This is a genomic window from Mucilaginibacter kameinonensis, assembly GCF_003675385.1.
GTDB lineage: Bacteria > Bacteroidota > Bacteroidia > Sphingobacteriales > Sphingobacteriaceae > Mucilaginibacter > Mucilaginibacter kameinonensis.
This window is the reverse complement of the sequence record NZ_RCWZ01000007.1, coordinates 25,157-44,042: the sequence shown is the minus strand read 5'-3', so window position 1 is coordinate 44,042 and position 18,886 is coordinate 25,157. Positions and strand designations below refer to the sequence as shown.

At 41.9% G+C, this 18,886-nt stretch carries 16 protein-coding genes and 1 tRNA gene; 13 read left to right on the top strand and 4 right to left on the bottom strand.

The features are described from left to right. The first annotated feature begins 74 nt into the window (after positions 1–74). From EAH55_RS28635 to obgE, 4 genes are all read left to right on the top strand, one after another. Positions 75–536: a redoxin domain-containing protein gene (locus tag EAH55_RS28635; RefSeq protein ID WP_121812702.1), complete on the top strand. Its 462-nt coding sequence runs from the start codon at positions 75–77 to the stop codon at positions 534–536. Positions 537–598: 62 nt separating this feature from the next. Then, a tRNA-Arg gene (locus EAH55_RS28630) sits at positions 599–672 on the top strand. A 97-nt stretch (positions 673–769) separates the two neighbouring features. Then, entirely contained in the window at positions 770–1,348 is a 579-nt protein-coding gene (locus tag EAH55_RS28625; protein WP_121812701.1) for an adenylate kinase, read from the top strand. Between the two features lie 111 nt (positions 1,349–1,459). After that, entirely contained in the window at positions 1,460–2,467 is a 1,008-nt protein-coding gene (gene obgE, locus EAH55_RS28620; RefSeq protein ID WP_121812700.1) for a GTPase ObgE, read from the top strand. Here the strand turns inward: obgE and EAH55_RS28615 are convergent. Together EAH55_RS28615 and EAH55_RS28610 are read right to left on the bottom strand one after the other, a co-directional pair. Further along, positions 2,460–4,031 (bottom strand): hypothetical protein, encoded by a 1,572-nt coding sequence (locus tag EAH55_RS28615; RefSeq protein ID WP_121812699.1) that lies wholly within the window; start codon positions 4,029–4,031, stop codon positions 2,460–2,462. The genes obgE and EAH55_RS28615 overlap by 8 nt on opposite strands. Before the next feature lie 28 nt (positions 4,032–4,059). Beyond that, a complete protein-coding gene (locus EAH55_RS28610; RefSeq protein WP_244228401.1) occupies positions 4,060–4,821 on the bottom strand; it encodes a WcaF family extracellular polysaccharide biosynthesis acetyltransferase in 762 nt (253 codons plus the stop codon). A gap of 138 nt (positions 4,822–4,959) precedes the next feature. Here EAH55_RS28610 and EAH55_RS28605 point away from each other — a divergent pair, with 138 nt between their 5' ends. Then, on the top strand, positions 4,960–6,063 hold the full coding sequence (locus tag EAH55_RS28605; RefSeq protein ID WP_112575034.1) for an MraY family glycosyltransferase: 1,104 nt from the start codon (positions 4,960–4,962) through the stop codon (positions 6,061–6,063). A gap of 90 nt (positions 6,064–6,153) precedes the next feature. Further along, complete coding sequence (gap, locus tag EAH55_RS28600; protein WP_121812698.1) at positions 6,154–7,161, top strand: type I glyceraldehyde-3-phosphate dehydrogenase; 1,008 nt, start codon at positions 6,154–6,156, stop codon at positions 7,159–7,161. A 15-nt stretch (positions 7,162–7,176) separates the two neighbouring features. On the opposite strand, the gene EAH55_RS28595 is transcribed toward gap, so the two are convergent. After that, positions 7,177–7,839: a hypothetical protein gene (locus EAH55_RS28595; RefSeq protein WP_121812697.1), complete on the bottom strand. Its 663-nt coding sequence runs from the start codon at positions 7,837–7,839 to the stop codon at positions 7,177–7,179. A gap of 198 nt (positions 7,840–8,037) precedes the next feature. Here EAH55_RS28595 and EAH55_RS28590 point away from each other — a divergent pair, with 198 nt between their 5' ends. From EAH55_RS28590 to EAH55_RS28575, 4 genes are all read left to right on the top strand, one after another. Further along, complete coding sequence (locus EAH55_RS28590; protein ID WP_121812829.1) at positions 8,038–8,472, top strand: GNAT family N-acetyltransferase; 435 nt, start codon at positions 8,038–8,040, stop codon at positions 8,470–8,472. A gap of 101 nt (positions 8,473–8,573) precedes the next feature. Further along, positions 8,574–9,764: a phosphoglycerate kinase gene (locus tag EAH55_RS28585; protein WP_121812696.1), complete on the top strand. Its 1,191-nt coding sequence runs from the start codon at positions 8,574–8,576 to the stop codon at positions 9,762–9,764. Positions 9,765–9,902: 138 nt separating this feature from the next. Continuing rightward, entirely contained in the window at positions 9,903–11,618 is a 1,716-nt protein-coding gene (locus EAH55_RS28580) for a GMC oxidoreductase (protein ID WP_121812695.1), read from the top strand. An 88-nt stretch (positions 11,619–11,706) separates the two neighbouring features. Then, positions 11,707–12,141, top strand: a complete 435-nt coding sequence (locus EAH55_RS28575; RefSeq protein WP_162997085.1) for a GNAT family N-acetyltransferase — start codon at positions 11,707–11,709, stop codon at positions 12,139–12,141. Between the two features lie 123 nt (positions 12,142–12,264). Here EAH55_RS28575 and EAH55_RS28570 read toward each other — a convergent pair whose 3' ends face one another. Continuing rightward, the gene (locus tag EAH55_RS28570; protein ID WP_208644974.1) at positions 12,265–13,494 is read right to left on the bottom strand and encodes an endo-beta-N-acetylglucosaminidase H; all 1,230 of its coding nucleotides are present in this window, start codon (positions 13,492–13,494) and stop codon (positions 12,265–12,267) included. Between the two features lie 391 nt (positions 13,495–13,885). Here EAH55_RS28570 and EAH55_RS28565 point away from each other — a divergent pair, with 391 nt between their 5' ends. The 3 genes from EAH55_RS28565 to EAH55_RS28555 all read left to right on the top strand — a co-directional run bounded on the left by EAH55_RS28565 (position 13,886) and on the right by EAH55_RS28555 (position 18,882). After that, positions 13,886–15,757 (top strand): CocE/NonD family hydrolase, encoded by a 1,872-nt coding sequence (locus EAH55_RS28565; RefSeq protein WP_121812693.1) that lies wholly within the window; start codon positions 13,886–13,888, stop codon positions 15,755–15,757. A 97-nt stretch (positions 15,758–15,854) separates the two neighbouring features. After that, positions 15,855–16,280, top strand: a complete 426-nt coding sequence (locus EAH55_RS28560; RefSeq protein WP_121812692.1) for a hypothetical protein — start codon at positions 15,855–15,857, stop codon at positions 16,278–16,280. Positions 16,281–16,425: 145 nt separating this feature from the next. Then, complete coding sequence (locus EAH55_RS28555) at positions 16,426–18,882, top strand: TonB-dependent receptor (RefSeq protein WP_121812691.1); 2,457 nt, start codon at positions 16,426–16,428, stop codon at positions 18,880–18,882. Positions 18,883–18,886: the final 4 nt, after the last annotated feature.

Here is an 18,886-nt window from a genome sequence, read left to right as displayed (position 1 = left end):
TTAATGTTAAAAAAGAACATGAGTTTACTTAACTCGTTTTATTTTCCTTTTTTTGTCACAAACAAGCAAATACTATGTCATTACAAATTGGCCAGCCGGCCCCTCAGTTTATTTTAATTTCATCAGCATTAAAAAGTGTTTCATTGGCCGATTTTAAAGGTCGCAAAGTGGTTATCCATTTCTTTCCTCTGGCTTTTACGGGTGTTTGTACCACGCAGCTTTGCACCATGCGCGATAGCTTTGGCTATTATGATGGCTTAAACGCTACTATATTGGGCATCTCTGTCGATTCGCCTTTTACCCTGGCTAAGTTTAAAGAAGAGAACAATTACCAGTTCGATCTGCTTTCTGATTTTAACAAAGAGGTATCTACTGCTTACGGCGCTATTTACGACCAATTTGTTATGGGACTTAAGGGCGTAGCCAAGCGTGCAGCCTTCGTAATTGACGAAGAGCAGAATATCATTTACGCCGAGGTTCTTGAGGATGCCGGACAGCTGCCTGATTTTAAAGCTATTGCAGAAATTGTAAAATAATTTTGAATAAAAATTTGCAACGAAAGTTTTAAAACCTATCTTTGCATTCCATTTCGGAACAGGCACTCGTAGCTCAATTGGATAGAGCATCTGACTACGGATCAGAAGGTTAGGGGTTCGACTCCCTTCGAGTGCACAACAAAGCCTGCAGCCCGGGATTTTTCCACCGCAGGTGCAAATTAACTGTAAGCCTTTCTGTTGTATTACCGAAAGGCTTTTAATTTATCAAGAGCATGCTAAATCTGGTTTTGTTTGGCCCTCCCGGAGCCGGGAAAGGTACTCAATCGAAAAAACTTATTGAAAAATACGATTTGATCCACCTTTCAACTGGAGATTTGTTACGTGGCGAAATTGCACAAGGTACTGAGTTAGGTTTGGAAGCCAAAAAACTGATGGACGACGGAAAACTCGTTCCGGATGCTGTAGTTATTGGCATGATCAGCAATAAGCTTGACGCTAACAAAGACGCTAAGGGTTTTATTTTTGACGGCTTCCCGCGTACAGTTGCGCAGGCCGAAGCTTTAGATCAATTACTGGAATCAAAAGAATCTGCCATTTCGGGTATGATAGCACTTGAAGTTGGTGATGATGAATTGGAGCGCCGCTTGTTGGAGCGTGGTAAAGAATCTGGTCGCCCGGATGATGCCAATCCCGAAGTGATCCGCAAACGAATTAAAGAATACAATGATAAAACCGCTCCTGTAGCTGGTTTTTATCAACAACAACATAAGTTTACAAGTATAAACGGTGTGGGCTCGGTTAATGAGATCTTCGCTGAAATTGTTGATGTAAACGAATCATATAAAAAATAGTCTTAAAGTCTTAAGACCGAAAGTCAGTAAAGTCCGCAAGTTAGGAACGTTAAAAATTCTTAATTTTGCGGACTTTACTGACTTTCGGACTTTCCGTCTAAATCAAAAATTATGTCTCAGGGTTCAAATTTTGTTGATTATGTAAAAATCTGTTGCCGCTCGGGCCACGGAGGTGCCGGTTCTGCCCATTTGCACCGTGATATATTAACTTCAAAAGGTGGTCCTGATGGCGGTGACGGCGGCAGGGGCGGGCACGTTATTGTTAAAGGTAACGCCCAGCTATGGACTATGTTGCACCTCAAATATCGTAAACACGTAATTGCAGGTGATGGCGATTCGGGAGGTAGCTCATTACGTTCGGGCAAAACCGGTCGCGACGAGATATTGGAAGTGCCCCTTGGTACAACCGTGAAAAATGCCGAAACCGGCGAAGTGCTTTTTGAGATAACGCAAGACGGCGAAACAAAAATTCTTACTCCGGGTGGCCGTGGCGGTTTAGGTAACTGGCATTTTAAAACATCAACACTACAAACACCCCGTTTTGCCCAACCCGGCGAAGATGGCCGTGAAGACTGGAATATCCTTGAGCTTAAAGTATTGGCCGATGTTGGTTTGGTAGGTTTCCCGAATGCGGGTAAATCAACCCTGCTTTCGGTAGTTTCTGCTGCTAAGCCCGAAATTGCCGATTATGCTTTTACTACGCTGGTGCCTAATTTGGGTATCGTATCATACCGCGGAGGCCGTTCCTTTGTAATGGCCGATATCCCGGGCATTATTGAAGGTGCATCGCAGGGAAAAGGTTTAGGACTTCGGTTTTTAAGACATATCGAACGTAACTCGGTATTGTTGTTTATGGTACCTGCCGATACATCACGTAGCATCAAAGAAGAGTATGACATATTACTGCGCGAATTGGAAGAATACAACCCCGAACTAATGCACAAGCCCCGTGTGCTGGCTGTAACCAAAACCGATATGCTTGATGATGAACTGCAGGCCGAAATGAAAAAGGAGATCCCTGATGGCATACCCTTTGTATTTATATCATCTGTGGCCCAGAAAAATATCGATCAGCTAAAAGACCTCCTTTGGAAAGAGATCAATGCCAGCGTTATTTAGCTTCCCACAAAATATAATCGTTACTCAGCATCGTCATTTTAAAGCCCTTATATCCCGGAAAGCATTTGCGCATAATGGTTGATTTTGGGCCGAGATAATTGGATGGCAACACAATGTATAACGGGCCGGCGTGGCCTTTGTATACATAATCATCATAATCAATTGCTACTTCGGGGCCGATATCTTCAACCGTTATGGTACGGTTATGTTCAATCTCCAGGCTAAGGTCAGGGCTGTTAAATACAAAAATGGCATTGGTGTTTTGTTTATCCAGATTGCGGATGTAATTTAACGATGGCTGGTCAATAAAAAGCTGCGCTATTCCTGAATACCCTCTCGCGCTGATATTTTTATTTTGGAAATAGCTCGGTACAAAATATTTATAGCTTGAATAGGCTATTACAAAGCACACAAAATAAAACAGGTATTTGAAGCCTCTTTGCAGTTCGCTTACCAGGTAAATGATGCCCGGAGCGGCAATAAGTCCTATTAATCTTAAGTGCCTTGCCTCGTATGAGATATTGGCCTGCCTCAGGAATGATTGCCCAAAAAACAGCACCGCTACCACATAAAACACTGTTAATAGCAGTGCGTAGTGTTTGTACGGTACTTTTTTCACAACAAACCTGATCAATAAAATGCTCAATAAAGCGCAAACCAAGACAATTATTACACCCCAAACGTAGGAGAACATAGGCGTATCGTCATGGAACAGCAATCCGTTGGTTAAATCATCTATAGAAAAGGCTGTTAATATTGGCGATGCCAGCGGAAAGCCAAAAGTTTCCCAGGCCAGCTTGACGCTCCCGTGTACTGTTGATGGGTTGCCGCCCTTAGAAAGGTAAAAATGATTGATGGTAAGTAATGAAAGTATCGCGGGGATACCTATCCAGATGCCGTTTTTTATCCAGGTAGCAAGGTCTTTTGTTCCTATGGAAAACCTGATCCATAAAAAGCAACAGGCGGCGGCCAGCATCCATAAAAATGATGATTTACAAATAAAGCCAATGATGCCGGCAGTAAACAGGAATACCGCCATTTTCAAACTGATTTTTTCAAAGGCTACGCATCCGTATAAAAACCAGCCTGTATACCCTAAAAGCAATACCTCACCTCCGTTATAAAATACATAAGGCGTAAAAAACGATACCTGGATAAATATGAACAGCACGCTTAAGGCCGATATCATAGGCGTAAAGCCGGCCTTTTTAAAGAAGTAGTAAAAGCCAAAAATTCCCGATAACGAAAATAACAGGGTTACTATAGAGGAAGCACGCCCGGTATTAACACCAAAAATCAGCTTAAAAAAATAAGGTACCAGGTATTGCCCCGGTGACCACCATGCTAAAAATTCAGATGTGTTTTTGCTGATATCGTTTTGGTTGGGTTTTACACTGATATTAAAAGCCGAGCCCAGTTCCATCGAGCGCATTACCTGGAAGCCTTTGCTTGGGTCAGGGTAGATGGCTGCCGGGGCGATGATCAGCATGACGCCCATAATGAAAACAATCCCGCTGACAACCAATAGAATGATTTGGTGGGCTTGTAGTTTTTGTTTCAGCATATAGTTATTTTAAGCAGATGATGTATAGTTAACTGATTTCGCGTGTCCGGATCTTTATCGCGGGATTACCCTGGTAAATACCGTACGCGTCAAGATTGTTTGTGGCGATGGAGCCACTGGTAAGTACCGCGTGCGATGCCGCTGTTATGCCCGGGTTTACCATGGCCCCGGCACAGATCCACACACCATCCTCCAAAATTATGCCTTTGGTTATCAAGTCAAAGGATTTTCTTTTGTAATTGTGGCTGCCGGTCAACAATATCGCCCCCTGCGACAAGCATACATTTGCCCCGATATCAATCAGCACCAGGCTATCTATCCATACGTTTTCGCCAACCCAGGTTTCATCGCCTATACGGAGGTTCCATGGATATTTAATATTTACGCAAGGTTTAATAGTAACGTGCTTACCTATCCGTGCTCCAAACAGTTTCAGGCAAAATACCTTAAATGCGCTTGAAGGTATAATGCTGGTTTTAAAAAATACAGCATTAAAATAATACCATAAAATACGTTTTAAAGCATTGCCGCCGGGATTATAAGGATAGTTATTATAGATTGAAAGGTCAGTTTTTAGCATCTGCGCCGGTAAGCTTATCGTACATTTAGTCCAAATATACAGGCTAAGCGCTATAATTTTGCAGGGAATAATATTAAAAGTGGTATGATGGCAATATGCTTTGTTAACAAATTCATAAAGGAATGCAGGTGGCGGATTAGATAATAGGAATTTAGTAAACTGCGTTGAGGTTTGATTTGAAAGCATTGCCCGGACGGTGTGCTTTACCATTTAGCTACAGTATTAAAGTTGTTACTGGAAAAATCTCAATTATTTTAATCATTAGTTAACCTTTTACGGCCATCTCCGTATAAATGCGTTGTAAACCCCTAAATGAATAGACCGGTCACTAAAACACATTTATAGCATATGCTTGAATTTCTACGCTCTTATCATTTTGTTTATAATGTGCTCATAGTCGTATTTTCAACACTGGTAACACTACTATGTATACCCTCAATTTTACATGTTGCGCGTGCCCGCCATTTGTATGATGATGTTGGCCATTTCAGGAAACAGCATGATCAGGGTATTCCGCGTTTGGGTGGTGTGGCTATTTTTGTGAGTTTTACCATTACCGCTTTACTGTTCAGCATCATTGATAAAGCGCTGCCGGTTAGTTACCTGCTAACAGCTTGTATCATTTTGTTTGCCATGGGATTAAAGGATGACTTGTCGGGAGTTAATTCCAGTACAAAGTTCTTGATCCAGTTTGTAGTTGCCGCTATATTGGTTATTCCCGGAGATATCCGGATCAGCAGCATGTATGGTGTGTTTGATATTTTTGCCCTGCCATATATTCCGAGTGTAATACTGTCTATATTGGTTATTATGCTTGTCATCAATTCATTTAACCTTATTGATGGTATTGACGGACTGGCTGCAACAACCGGCATTATTGCCAACAGTACTTTTGCTGCGCTGTTTATTTATATGCAACAGTACGAGCTGGCGGCAATTTCACTTGCTATGGTGGGGGCGGTACTTGGTTTTTTACGTTTTAATATTACACCCGCTAAAATATTTATGGGTGATACCGGAGCCCTGCTTATCGGCCTGGTAACGGCAGTAATGGCTATTAAATTTATTGAGTTAAGTAAGATCTCAACCGTTAAATTACCTTTTATATATACCGCTCCGGCCTTAATTGTTGCCATACTTATAGGCCCTGTTTTTGATACGCTAAGGGTTTTTACTATCCGTATCTTAAACGGAAAATCGCCGTTTGATGCCGACAGGAACCATATCCATCACCGCATATTAAAAATTGGTTTAACACATTTGCAAACCACTATGGTTTTAGCGTGCCTGAACCTTGTTTCGATAGTAATGGTGTTAATTTTCAATGGTTTAAATAACTCCTTGCTTATCGTATTGATATTTTTATTATCGCTATCCTTTAACTGGGCAATTACCTATTTTATCCGTTTAAAAAGACGCGGGTTCCTGATGTTCCGCAATTTTGGCGATTGATGCTCAATTGTAAGCTGCAGGTAGTAATCATACAAACCTGGAAATTAACCATCCATCTTCATTAACTTTGTTGCACTATAATACTTTGCAATGAAGATAGCTATAAACGGGTTTGGCCGCATTGGCCGCATATTTTTAAGGAACATTCTATCGCATCCCGAAATACAGGTGGTTGCTATAAATGACCTTACCGACACGCAAACTCTTGCCCATTTATTTAAGTATGATTCTGTTCACCGCGGATTTAAAGGCGAGGTTAGCGCTGATGATAACGGCCTTATCATTAACGGTAACCACATACAGGTACTTGCCGAGCGTGACCCGCTTAACCTACCCTGGAAAGCACTGGATATCGATCTGGTTATCGAATCTACCGGTAAATTTACTTCCAGAAAAGGCGCTGAAGCTCATTTAACTGCCGGAGCGCGGCAGGTTATTATATCTGCCCCATCAACCGATAAAAATGTACCTACTGTTGTACTTGCAGTGAATGACGGCCAGGTTGACCTTCAGTCGCCGATATTGTCAAACGCTTCATGCACAACCAACAACGTTGCCGCGATGGTGAAAATCCTTGACGAAAACTGGGGTATTATTGATGGTTATATTACGACTGTGCATTCCATGACCGGCGATCAGAACCTGCATGACGCGCCACATAAAGACCTCAGACGGGCACGTGCCGCATCTGCCTCTATCATACCTACAACCACAGGCGCTGCCAAAGCCATAACAGCTATATTCCCTCATTTGGATGGACGGCTGGGTGGTGCCGGCATTCGTGTACCGGTGCTTAATGGTTCGTTAACAGATTTCACCTGCAGCCTTAAAAAGCAACCTACCATAAACGAAATTAACGAGGCTTTTAAACAGGCGGCTGATGGGCCAATGAAAAACGTACTGGAATATACTGAAGATCCGATTGTGTCAACAGATATACTGGATAACCCGCATAGCTGCGTTTTTGATGCGCAACTAACCTCTATAGTAGGAGGGCTTGTAAAAGTTGTTGGCTGGTATGATAATGAAATGGGCTACAGCAGCCGATTGGCCGATCTGGTAGTTCAGATAGCCGAATTGAAAAAGCAGCCGGCCTAAGCCGGCTGCCTGCAATTATTTATTGTAAACAACTTTAGCGGTTGCAGATGTTGGATCTGTGTTTTTGCCGTTCATATAATAGTATGAAGAAAAGCTAATCACATCAGTAGTTTGTTTTAGGATATCATTTTGTGCTTCAATAGCAAGGTCTTGCTGTTTATAGGCTTTTGAAAATTTTATTGCCCTTTCTAATACCAGTTTGGTAAGCTGTTTACCATTAACAGTTGAGGTTGAAGCCGATTTTATAACCACATTGTTAAGGTTATCATCAAGATAGTTAGTAGCTACCTGGTTATCTTTGTTAACAGTAGTAAAGTCAAAATTGGCCAGTCCTGATTTTGAAAAATCTTCCTTGAAATGTACTGCTGATGACTTCTGATAATCATCAGCGTTTAGAATCAAATTAACGGTTTCGGTATAATTTAGATAAAGCGTATTGTCGCTTACCTTGGTAGTTACTATCTGGTCGGTTATATCAAGCTTTACTGTACCGGCTGCCGGAATGCTTGTATCCGTATTTGAGCCTCCGTCGGTACCTGAATTTGAACCGGTGTTTGTGCCTGTATTGGTACCCGTAGTTACACCAGTAGCACCTTTTGCTACTTCGGGTACGATATCAGTTTTTTTACAGCTGGCGAAAACGGTGATAAGGAAAATGTAGGTAATATATTTTTTCATTTTTGTTGTGTTGCTAATTTTCTTCTTTCAGAGGCAACAACTATGCCTTACTCCTGATTTGTTTAATAGTAAGTAATAAGCAAATCCTTTTAATTGAAGGTTGGGGTTAGTGGGCGAGGCAGCGAAACATTAACCTGCAGTTATTATTTTTATGGGATAAAAATTCCCCATTCGGGGAATTTTGCCAATTTTGCGGCTATGGTCAGGTTTATTAAAGTTGATGAGTTGCTTCATGTACGCAACGAAGTGCTGCGTGAGGGCAGACTTACCCTTGATGAATGCCGTTTTCCTTCAGATAATACTGAAGGCAATTTTCACCTTGGTTATTTTGTTGATGACGAGCTGGCCTGTGTGGCTTCTTTTCACCCCCAAAGCTATGGTGAATTTAATGGCGTGGGCTACCAGCTGCGTGGTATGGCAACAATAGAAAAGTACAGGGGGAAAGGTTTCGGTAACCAGCTGGTTAACTTTGCCCTGGTATACCTGCGGGGGCAAAAGGCAGATTACCTTTGGTGCAACGCCCGTAAAAACGCGATACGCTTTTATAGTGGCCTTGGCTTTGAGATTGTTTCGCCCGAATTTGAGGTTCCGGGCATAGGGCCTCATCATGTAATGTATGTTAAAATAAGATGAAATTTCGGCGGAATGAAACAGCTTTTTTCCATTTTAGTTAAGTATTTTGAATTAAAATGCTCAATTTGCGCCCGTTCATAACAAATGACCCTTTAATAGATATGAAAACAATAGATCAAATTAGTTTTGCCGGCAAAAAAGCCCTCATCAGGGTTGATTTTAACGTGCCTCTTGACGAGAATTTCAATATTACCGACGATAACCGTATGACGGCTGCTTTGCCGACCATTAAAAAAATATTAAAAGATGGTGGTAAAGTTATCCTGATGTCGCACCTTGGCAGACCGAAAGATGGTCCTACTGATAAATATTCTTTAAAGCATATCGTATCCCATTTATCAGATCTGCTTGGTCAGCAGGTTCAGTTTGCTGATGATTGCATCGGCGAGCAGGCTGTTGAAAAATCAAAAGCACTTGGTAATGGCGAAGTTTTGTTATTAGAGAACCTTCGTTTTTACAAAGAAGAAGAAAAAGGTGATGTTGCCTTTGCCGAAAAATTATCAAAATTAGGTGATGTATACGTGAATGATGCATTCGGTACAGCTCACCGTGCGCATGCTTCAACTGCTATCATTGCCCAGTTTTTCCCTGAAGCTAAATACTTCGGTTACCTGATGGCCGCGGAGTTGAACAATGCCGAGAAGATCCTGAACAATGCGCCTAAGCCGTTTACAGCTATTATGGGTGGCTCAAAAGTGTCTGATAAAATTGAACTGATTGAGCGTTTGCTTGATAAAGTTGATAACCTGATCATTGGTGGTGGTATGGCTTATACCTTTGCTAAAGCTGATGGTGGTAACATTGGTACTTCATTGGTTGAGATGGATAAACTTGATCTTGCATTGAGCTTAAGGCAAAAAGCTAAAGACAAAGGTGTAAACCTGCTATTGCCTTTAGATAACATCATCGCCGATGCTTTCTCAAATGATGCCAACACAGATATTGCTAAAACCGGCGAGATAAAAGATAACTGGATGGGTCTTGATATCGGTCCTGAAACTGTTGCTTTATTCAGCAAAGTAGTTGAAGAATCAAAAACCATTTTATGGAACGGCCCAATGGGTGTTTTTGAAATGGAGAAATTTTTAGGTGGTACTAAAGCCATTGCCGAAGCGGTAGCTAAAGCTACTGAAAACGGTGCTTTCTCACTGATTGGTGGTGGCGACTCTGCCGCTGCGGTTGCCAAATTTGGTATGACCGACGAGGTAAGCTACGTATCAACCGGTGGTGGTGCTTTGCTGGAGTACATGGAAGGTAAAGAATTACCTGGTGTAAAAGCAATAAACGACTAATACATACTAAAACGAATAAAAAAGCTCCGGTCACCGGAGCTTTTTTTGTTTAAACACTACCGGCGATCAACTTATTCTTTATAATTATCTTAACTTCAAATTGAGTTTTTCAATATTGTCTTAAGCCAATTATAAAGTATGGTAAACATTAACTCCGTAGGCACGGCTCAGCATACTTTTGATGCTATCGTTATCGGATCGGGAATTAGCGGGGGATGGGCTGCTAAGGAACTGTGCGAAAAAGGGCTAAAAACGCTGGTGCTGGAACGTGGCCGGAATGTTACGCATTTAAAAGACTATCCAACCGCTACTAAAAATCCCTGGGATTTCCCTCACCGCGGGCATTTACCTGAGGCTATAAAAAATGAAAACCCGATAGCCGGAAGGTGTTACGCCTTTAGCGAAGCAACAACCCATTTCTTTGTTAAAGATAAAGAGCACCCATATGTTCAGGAAAAACCGTTCGACTGGATCAGAGGGTACCAGGTAGGCGGGAAATCATTGCTGTGGGCCAGGCAAACCCAACGCTGGAGCAAGTTTGATTTTGAAGGCCCGGCAAGGGACGGATTTGCTACTGCCTGGCCTATTAGTTACCAGGATATTGCGCCATGGTATAGCCATGTAGAATTATTTGCTGGTATTGCCGGCAACAAAGACGGCCTGGAAACACTGCCCGACGGAGAGTTTTTACCACCATGGGAAATGAATGTGGTTGAAAAACATATTCAAAAGAGGATCATGGACGCATATAAAGACCGGCATGTTATCATCGGCAGATGCGCCCATTTAACTAAACCGCAGCACATTCATTTACAACAAGGCCGGGGCCAATGCCAGGCCCGGAGTTTGTGTGAGCGTGGTTGTCCGTTTGGTGGATATTTTAGCTCTAATTCTTCAACCTTACCCTGGGCGGAAAAAACAGGTAATCTTACACTCCGGCCTGATTCTGTTGTGCATTCCATTATATATGATGAACAAAAGGGAAAGGCAACTGGCGTCAGGGTGATAGATGCACATACCAAAGTAGCAACCGAATATTATGCCCGCATCATTTTTGTAAATGCTGCCACCCTAAATTCCAATCTTATTTTATTGAATTCAAAATCATCCAGGTTTCCTAACGGATTGGGAAATGATAATGATTTGCTGGGCAGGTATATCGCATTTCATAATTACCGAGGATCGCTGACTGCAACTATCGACGGGTATCTGGATACCTATTATTATGGCAGAAGACCGGCGGCGGTTATGATGCCAAATTTCAGAAACGTTTATAAACAGGAAACCGACTTTTTAAGGGGATATATGACGTTTTATACCGCCACAAGAAGTAGTTGGGGACATGCTGTTGACGGCGATCAGATTGGAGCAAACTATAAAGAAAATATCGCCGAACCCGGAGGCTGGAACGTGTACATGATGATGCAGGGAGAAACCATTCCCAAAGCTACGAATAGGGTGAGCCTGAGTAAAGACCAGAAGGATGAGTGGGGGATATCATTATTATCCGTTTCGGTAGATTATGACGATAACGATGTAAAATTATTGAACGATTTTTTGCAGCAGGGAGCTGAGATGCTTGACAAGGCCGGTTGTAAAAATATAGCTCCTAATGATAATAAACAGGCCCCTGGGCTGGATATTCACGAGATAGGGGGGATAAGGATGGGAACCGATCCGCAAACATCATTGTTAAACAAATGGAACCAACTGCACACATGCCCAAATGTGTTTGTAACCGATGGCGCCTGTATGACATCTACCGGGACTCAAAACCCTTCGCTCACTTTCATGGCCCTCACAGCACGGGCCGCAAACTACGCGGCAGATGAATTGCGGAAAAACAACATATAGTTTTTTTGATAATTTGATATGTTGTAGGTTTATTAAAGAAGCGAAGCGTTTCGATCTTCGATAATTATAAATAGTATTTTCGCTGGTATTGAAATCAAATAATTTACATATCCGGCCATTTAATGAAGCAGATCGTGATAAGCTTAGAGAAATCTACTTGCTTTGCCGGATCCAGGTTTTTCACTGGGCGGATAGTGCCTTATTTACATTAAACGATTTTGATGCCCATACCAAGGACGAAGATATATGGATAGCCGAATGTGATAATGAAATAGCAGGCTTTATGGCAGTTTGGTCGCCCGATGCGTTTATTCATCATTTATACGTTGATGCTGCTTATAGGGGAAGAGGTATTGGCAAGGCCCTGCTGGATTTGGCAGGTCAAACTTATCCTTCGCCGCTCAGTTTAAAATGCCTTGTTAAAAACGAGGCAGCGTTGCAATTTTACCGGGTTTTGCGTTGGCAGGTTGTGGAAGAAGGCCACGATGCTTTAGGCAATTATTTTTTAATGAAAAGCATATAATAAAAGGGCGTTTTCGGATAGAAAACGCCCTTTTATTATATGAACGGCTATTCGAAGTCTCAGACTTCGGATGACTATGCCTGTAGTCTAAGACTACAGCACTGGCTTTTGTTCTGCCTCCAGTTATTGAATTTTAACAGAGGTTACCACATCATTCGCGTTAGGCGATAGTGTGGTGAAATTAGGTGTATTTGCGGTCCGTGTCCATGAAGTACCAGTCGAATTATCGTTAGAATACATGGTTACCGTCCATCCTGTAGGAATTTTCATCGATGAAGCCCAGTTATCCACAAAGCCATAAGCCTGCAGTTGGGCAAGGGTATAGGTACCTTTAGGTATGGCGCTTGTAACTGTGCCCCCGTAATTGATATCCTGGTAAAAAGTTACTCCTGTAGTACTTGTTCCTGTATAAACTGTAGGCTTACCGTACAGCGCGTTTGATACGCTTGTCAGGTAAGTGTGCGAGTCGGCATTGGGAAGGTTGTAATACAGGTAAATACCATAATTGTTATTAACTGTTTGTGTAGCCAGTGATGCGGCAGTTGATGAGCTGGTGCTTTGAATGTCAATAGCGGCAGGGCCAAGGTTGGCGGCAGTTAATCCCGGAACGTTTGGCACTGAGTAGGTGCCATAAATAGCGTTCCAGCTATAGTTTACCTGCGAACCAACAGTTACACCATTATAGCTTAAACGTGAAGCTGCGGGTCCATAGTAATAAAAAGAAATGATTTTGGTAGGCATCAGGTTGCGAAGCGCGGTAACCAAATAAACAAATGAGCTTGCATTTGGCTGCCCGGTACCATTGGTGCCATAATCGGCATATTCATCGTCAAAGTCGATACCATCAAGACCGTAGGTAGTAACCGCGTTGCTTAGTTGCTGAGCGAAATCATTTGCGGCGGCCTGAGTTGGAAAATTGGAAATACCTGCCCCCTGGTGGTTACCCAAAATAGACAATAGTACTTTAATACCTTTAGCCTGTAAGCTTTGAATGTAAGTGGCTTTGTTGTTAAGTACATTGGTTACCTGTGGATTAAAGTACAAAACTGCCTTTTGAGTACCTGTGTCATAATTGATATTAGCCGCGAATATGATAGCGATATCAAAAAGTTGCTGCCCGGTTGACAGGGTGTAGTTGCCCACATTACGAATGTCGTTGTTGTTCACTTCCACGTAGCAAACACCTTTTGGCCCGGCTACGCCAATGGCATTGGTGCTTAGTTTTGAAGAGCCACCGGCTGCGTCGGTTGGTAGCGCGGCTTTTTCCTTTTTACAGGCGGACGTGACAAGCATTACAACACCGAGTAAGGCGGTCAGTGTTTTTGCAAGGGGCAGATTAAAATTTGTTCTCATAATTGTTGTGTTTGTTAAATTGTTTATAAAAGATAAATTGTTTTAGCATTTTGGTTCGCGTAACATCAGCCCATAGCACAGCCATAGGGATTTACTATCTCTTAAAAAAAGCTGTTTAAAATATTTAGGTTACCGCCGCGTTTTAGGTCCCCGCGTTGGTGTTATATCGGTTCAAGTGTATAGACCATTAAACGGGGGAAATTGCCTACAGGTTTTAATTATTATTTTATAAAAATTCCACCATAGTTAATAAAAGTATTTTTTACACTTACTTTTAACTTTAACAAAAACCTTTATTCTGTAACAAAAAAGCGGCTTTTATTAAATTAGGGTATCGCCTGTTGTCCTTTTTATTTTATTCGGCTACATTTGATTGACTGACAAAAAATTTATGAAGAAAACTTTACTGCTCGCTTTTTGCCTTTTGCTTTCCGCATTAGGTATTTACGCTCAACCCAAAGGGCCCGATGCCGATTATATCAAAGCCAATTACCAGAAATACGAATACCAGATCCCGATGAGGGACGGTAAAAAACTATTTACCTCGGTATATGTGCCAAAAGATCAATCAAAAAAATATCCCTTCATGATGGACAGGACCCCGTACAGCGTTGCGCCTTATGGCTCAGAACTGTATAAAGGTAGCCTTGGCCCATCGCCTCTATTTGCGCATGATGGTTACATCTTTGTTTACCAGGATGTACGTGGCCGCTGGATGAGTGAAGGTATCTACGAAGAAATGACTCCCGAAAAGGAAGATCACAAAACCAATAAAGATGTTGATGAAGGAACCGATACTTATGATACCATTGATTGGCTGCTGAAAAACATCCCGAACAACAATGGCAAAGTAGGGGTATGGGGCATTTCATATCCGGGCTTTTATACTACAACTGCTTTATTAAGCCGTCACCCGGCTTTAGTTGCAGCGTCGCCGCAGGCTCCAATTGCCGATTTGTATCGTGATGACGCTTTTCACAACGGCGCGTTTATGCTGGTTGCCAACTTTGGTTTTTATCCCGGCTTTACCAACAGACAGGATGATAAACCAACCCAGCGTCGCGGCAAAGGCTTTGATGCCGGTACCGAGGATGGCTATGACTTTTTTATGAAGATGGGTTCGATGAGAAACTCAAATGTTAAGTATTATAAGGATACCATCCGTCTGTGGAACGAAATGCTTGATCACCCTAATTATGATCAGCACTGGAAAGATCGTAACGTGTTATATCATCTCCATGATATCAAAACAGCGGTATTGGTAACCGGTGGCTGGTATGATGCCGAAGATTTATACGGCGCTATCAATACCTATAAAACATTGGTAAAGGAAAATCCTAAAACCCCGGTTTACTTTGCCATGGGGCCTTGGGTACACGGAGGCTGGGCCCGGGGCGAGGGTGATCATCTGGGCGATGTTGGCTTTGGTGGCTCTACCGGTCCGTTTTACCGTGAAAAAATTGAGTTCAATTTCTTCAGTCACTATTTAAAAGGTACTGCAGATTTCGACCTGAAGCCGGTATCAACTTTTGAAACCGGTGTTAACGAGTGGAAAACATATAATACCTGGCCACCAAAAGAAGCTACCGAGAAAAGCCTGTACCTGCTGCCGGGTGGCAAATTATCATTTACCGCACCAACCGCTGTAGCTGATAGCCATGATGAGTTTGTATCTGATCCTAATAAACCAGTGCCCTTCATCAACAGCATTGATATGGATATGAAGCGCGAATACATGACCGCCGATCAGCGGTTTGCATCACAGCGTCCGGATGTGCTTACTTATGAAACCGGTTTGTTAGATAGGGATGTAACTATTGCAGGTAATATCTGGGCTAATCTTAAAGTATCAACCACGGGTACCGATGCCGACTGGGTAGTTAAGGTGATTGACGTTTATCCTGATTCGACAAAAAATACCAAATGGGCAGGTAAAGATGTTTACCTGAGTGGTTATCAGCAAATGGTACGCAGCGAAGCTATGCGCGGTAAATTCCGTAATGGTTTTGATAAACCTGAGCCTTTTGTGCCCGGTAAAGTAACGCCGGTGAACTTTGAGCTGCAGGATGTGCTGCACACTTTCAAAAAAGGCCACAAAATCATGGTGCAGGTACAAAGCACCTGGTTCCCGCTTATCGACAGGAACACACAGCAGTTTCAGGATATCATGAAAGCAAAAGATACCGACTTTAAAAAAGCCACTCATAAGGTTTATACTTCAAAAACAACCCCGAGCTATTTAAAGGTTAGGGTTATTGAATAAAATACTGCAATGTAAGCGTAACAGCCTCATGTATTTACATGGGGCTGTTACGTTTTATACCACGGCGCCGTAAAGGTTAATAGTTAAACCTATAACCATGCGTAAATACTTTGTCTTTTTTCTGATAGCTTCAGCCTTATTGAGTTGTAAAAAACATAACCAGCAAGCTGGCTGCCCAAGCCAGGCCTGCACGCAGGAATTTGCTTCAATAACCGTGCACTTTGTTACCAAAGATGGCCTGCCTACACCAGGGAAAAATGTAACTGTGATAAATTTACGAACTCACGAGGCTATAATTGCCAAAGGTAACGGTGGTGCTGTGATACCATCTATCGGTCCTAACTTATTTACTATTGCTACTGATAATAATAAAAGTGAATTTTCGACTGAAGGCGATGATGTAGAACTTACTGCAACTGACGTAGTAACCAATATCACCAAGACCGCCACGTTTAAAATTTCGGGTGGCTGTAATTGTCATATCTCCAAAATATCCGGCCCGGATAAAATAGTTTTTGACTAATAGTTTCCTCATTTAATTAACGGCTGCGTAATAATCATTGCGCAGCCTTTTTGCATTTACTGTTATTTAAACTAATTATAAATAAAACTTGCAGAGAGGAAGTCTTTTTATATTTTTGCGCTTAATTAGACTTAATCTAAATAGAATGTTAAGTAACCTTTACTACTCCCTGCGCGCAATCCCTCTTTTAATTTTATTCCTGTTTTTAAATGTATCAGTCCTGAAAGCTGAAGACGAAGGCAATAACGGCAAAATAACCGGTGTTGTTAAAACCAGCGATGATAAACCGGCTTCATTTGTAAATGTTGCCATTAAAGGATTAAACAAAAGTACTACCACTACAGACAACGGATCCTTTGCCTTCCATAACGTTAAACCGGGCACTTATACCCTGGTTACTTCATATGTAGGCACCAAAACCGAAGAACAAACCGTAACTGTTACCGCAAATAAAACTACTGTGGTATCTTTTAAACTTAATGAAAGTTCGGCCCAGTTAGATGAAGTTGTAGTTTCGTCAACCAAAACTATCAACCGTAAAAACTTAAACATTGGCAAAATGAACGTATCGCCAATGGACCTACCACAAAGCGTTACAGTAATAGGCCGCGATGTACTTGATCAGCAACAGTCATTACGTTTAAGTGATGTTATAAAAAATGTGAATGGCGTGTATTTATATAGCAGCCGCGGTAATACCCAGGAAACATTTGGTGCCAGAGGTTATAACTTTGGAAGTAACAACATGTTTAAAAACGGTTTCAGGGTTAACTCTGGCGTTGTGCCCGAGATCAGCTCACTGGAGCGTGTAGAAGTATTGAAAGGCAGTGCAGCATTACTATACGGAAACGTGGCTCCCGGCGGTATCCTGAATATGGTAACCAAAAAACCTTTATTTGAGCAGGGCGGCCGGGTGTCTATGACTTATGGCAGCTATGATCTTTACCGCCCGTCGTTTGATGTTTATGGCCCTATATCTTCCAAATTAGCGTACCGTGTAAATGGTACCTATGAAAATGCTAAAAGCTACCGCGACAACGTAAAATCAGAAAGGGAGTATATCAACCCTTCATTCCTGTATAAAATAAGCGATAAAACAACCTTGATTATTGAAGGTGATTACATTAACTATGATTTTACCCCCGATTTCGGAACCGGACAAATCAACAACGTTATTGCCAAAGTTCCGCGTAATAGGTATTTGGGTGCTTCATGGTCAACCGGTAATACCAAACAAACTACTGCAACAGCAACTATTAACCATCAGCTCAATAGCCTTTGGAAGTTAAGCGGCGGTTTTTCATACCAACACTTTAACCGCTCATACCAAACAACTGAGCGTGTATTGCCAGATGCCAATGGCGATTGGGGCCGTACGCTGAACAAGGCTAAAACACTTGAAGATTATTACACAGGCCAGTTTAACATTACCGGGCAGTTTAATACCGGCATCATTAAGCATAATATTTTGGCCGGTGTTGATGCAGATTGGTACAGAAATACGGCATATACGTATGTTGCAACTGTAAAAGGGGTTTCAAGCTATCTTGACCAAAATAATACTTTTCAATCGGTCGTATATGACAAGATCAACATTTTTGATTTAAATAAATATACCCTGCGTACCGATATGCCTACAATGAATGCTCTTTATAGTGTTTTAACGCCAACCAACCGTTTTGGGACATATTTTAACGATCTGGTAAGTATATCGGAAAAAGTAAAAGTGTTAGCTGGTGTGCGTTGGTCGTACCAATACGCGTCGCCGTCATCAGTTGTAAACTATGGTTCATCAACCGCTGAGGCAAAAGGTAAAGAAGATAAAGCATTTTCACCGCGTGTAGGCATCGTTTACAAGCCAATAGCTAATACTGCCCTGTTTGCAAGCTACTCTAATTCTTTTGTAACTAATACTGGCACCGATATCAATAACAATCCTCTTGACCCTTCAATGATCGACCAGTATGAAATTGGTGTTAAAAATGATTTCCTGAATGGTAACCTGTCGGTAAACGTAACGGCATACCGAATTAAAAATAATAACCTGGCCCAAACAGCACCATTTGCTGCTGATGGGGTTACACCTAACATCAACACCAATATTAAAGTACTAAGTGGTGAAACAAGGAGCGATGGTGTGGAACTTGATATCGCCGGTCACCCGGTAAAAGGCCTGGACGTATTGGCCGGTTATAGTTATACCAATGCCAAGTACACTAAAACCGGAACCGCGATTGGCAGCAACATTGCAGGGCAGCCATTGTTGAATACTCCAAAGCATACCGCCAACACCAGCGTATTTTATACTTTTTATAACGGCGATTTAAAAGGCTTTAAAGTAGGTGCATCGGTTTATTACCTGGGAGATCGTGTTGCGGGTAATGCAAATACAGTAGGTCAAACCCAAACTATATCAAGGTTAGTTAATGTACCGGGCTTTACCACGGTTGATGCTTCGGTAGGTTATACTTATAAAAAGATCTCTGTCATTGGTAAGATCTCTAATATTGGCAACGTGCTTAATTACAACGTGCACGAAAACTATAGTATTAACCCTATACCGCCAAGGCAGTTCTTAACTACATTGAGTTATCGATTTTAATTAA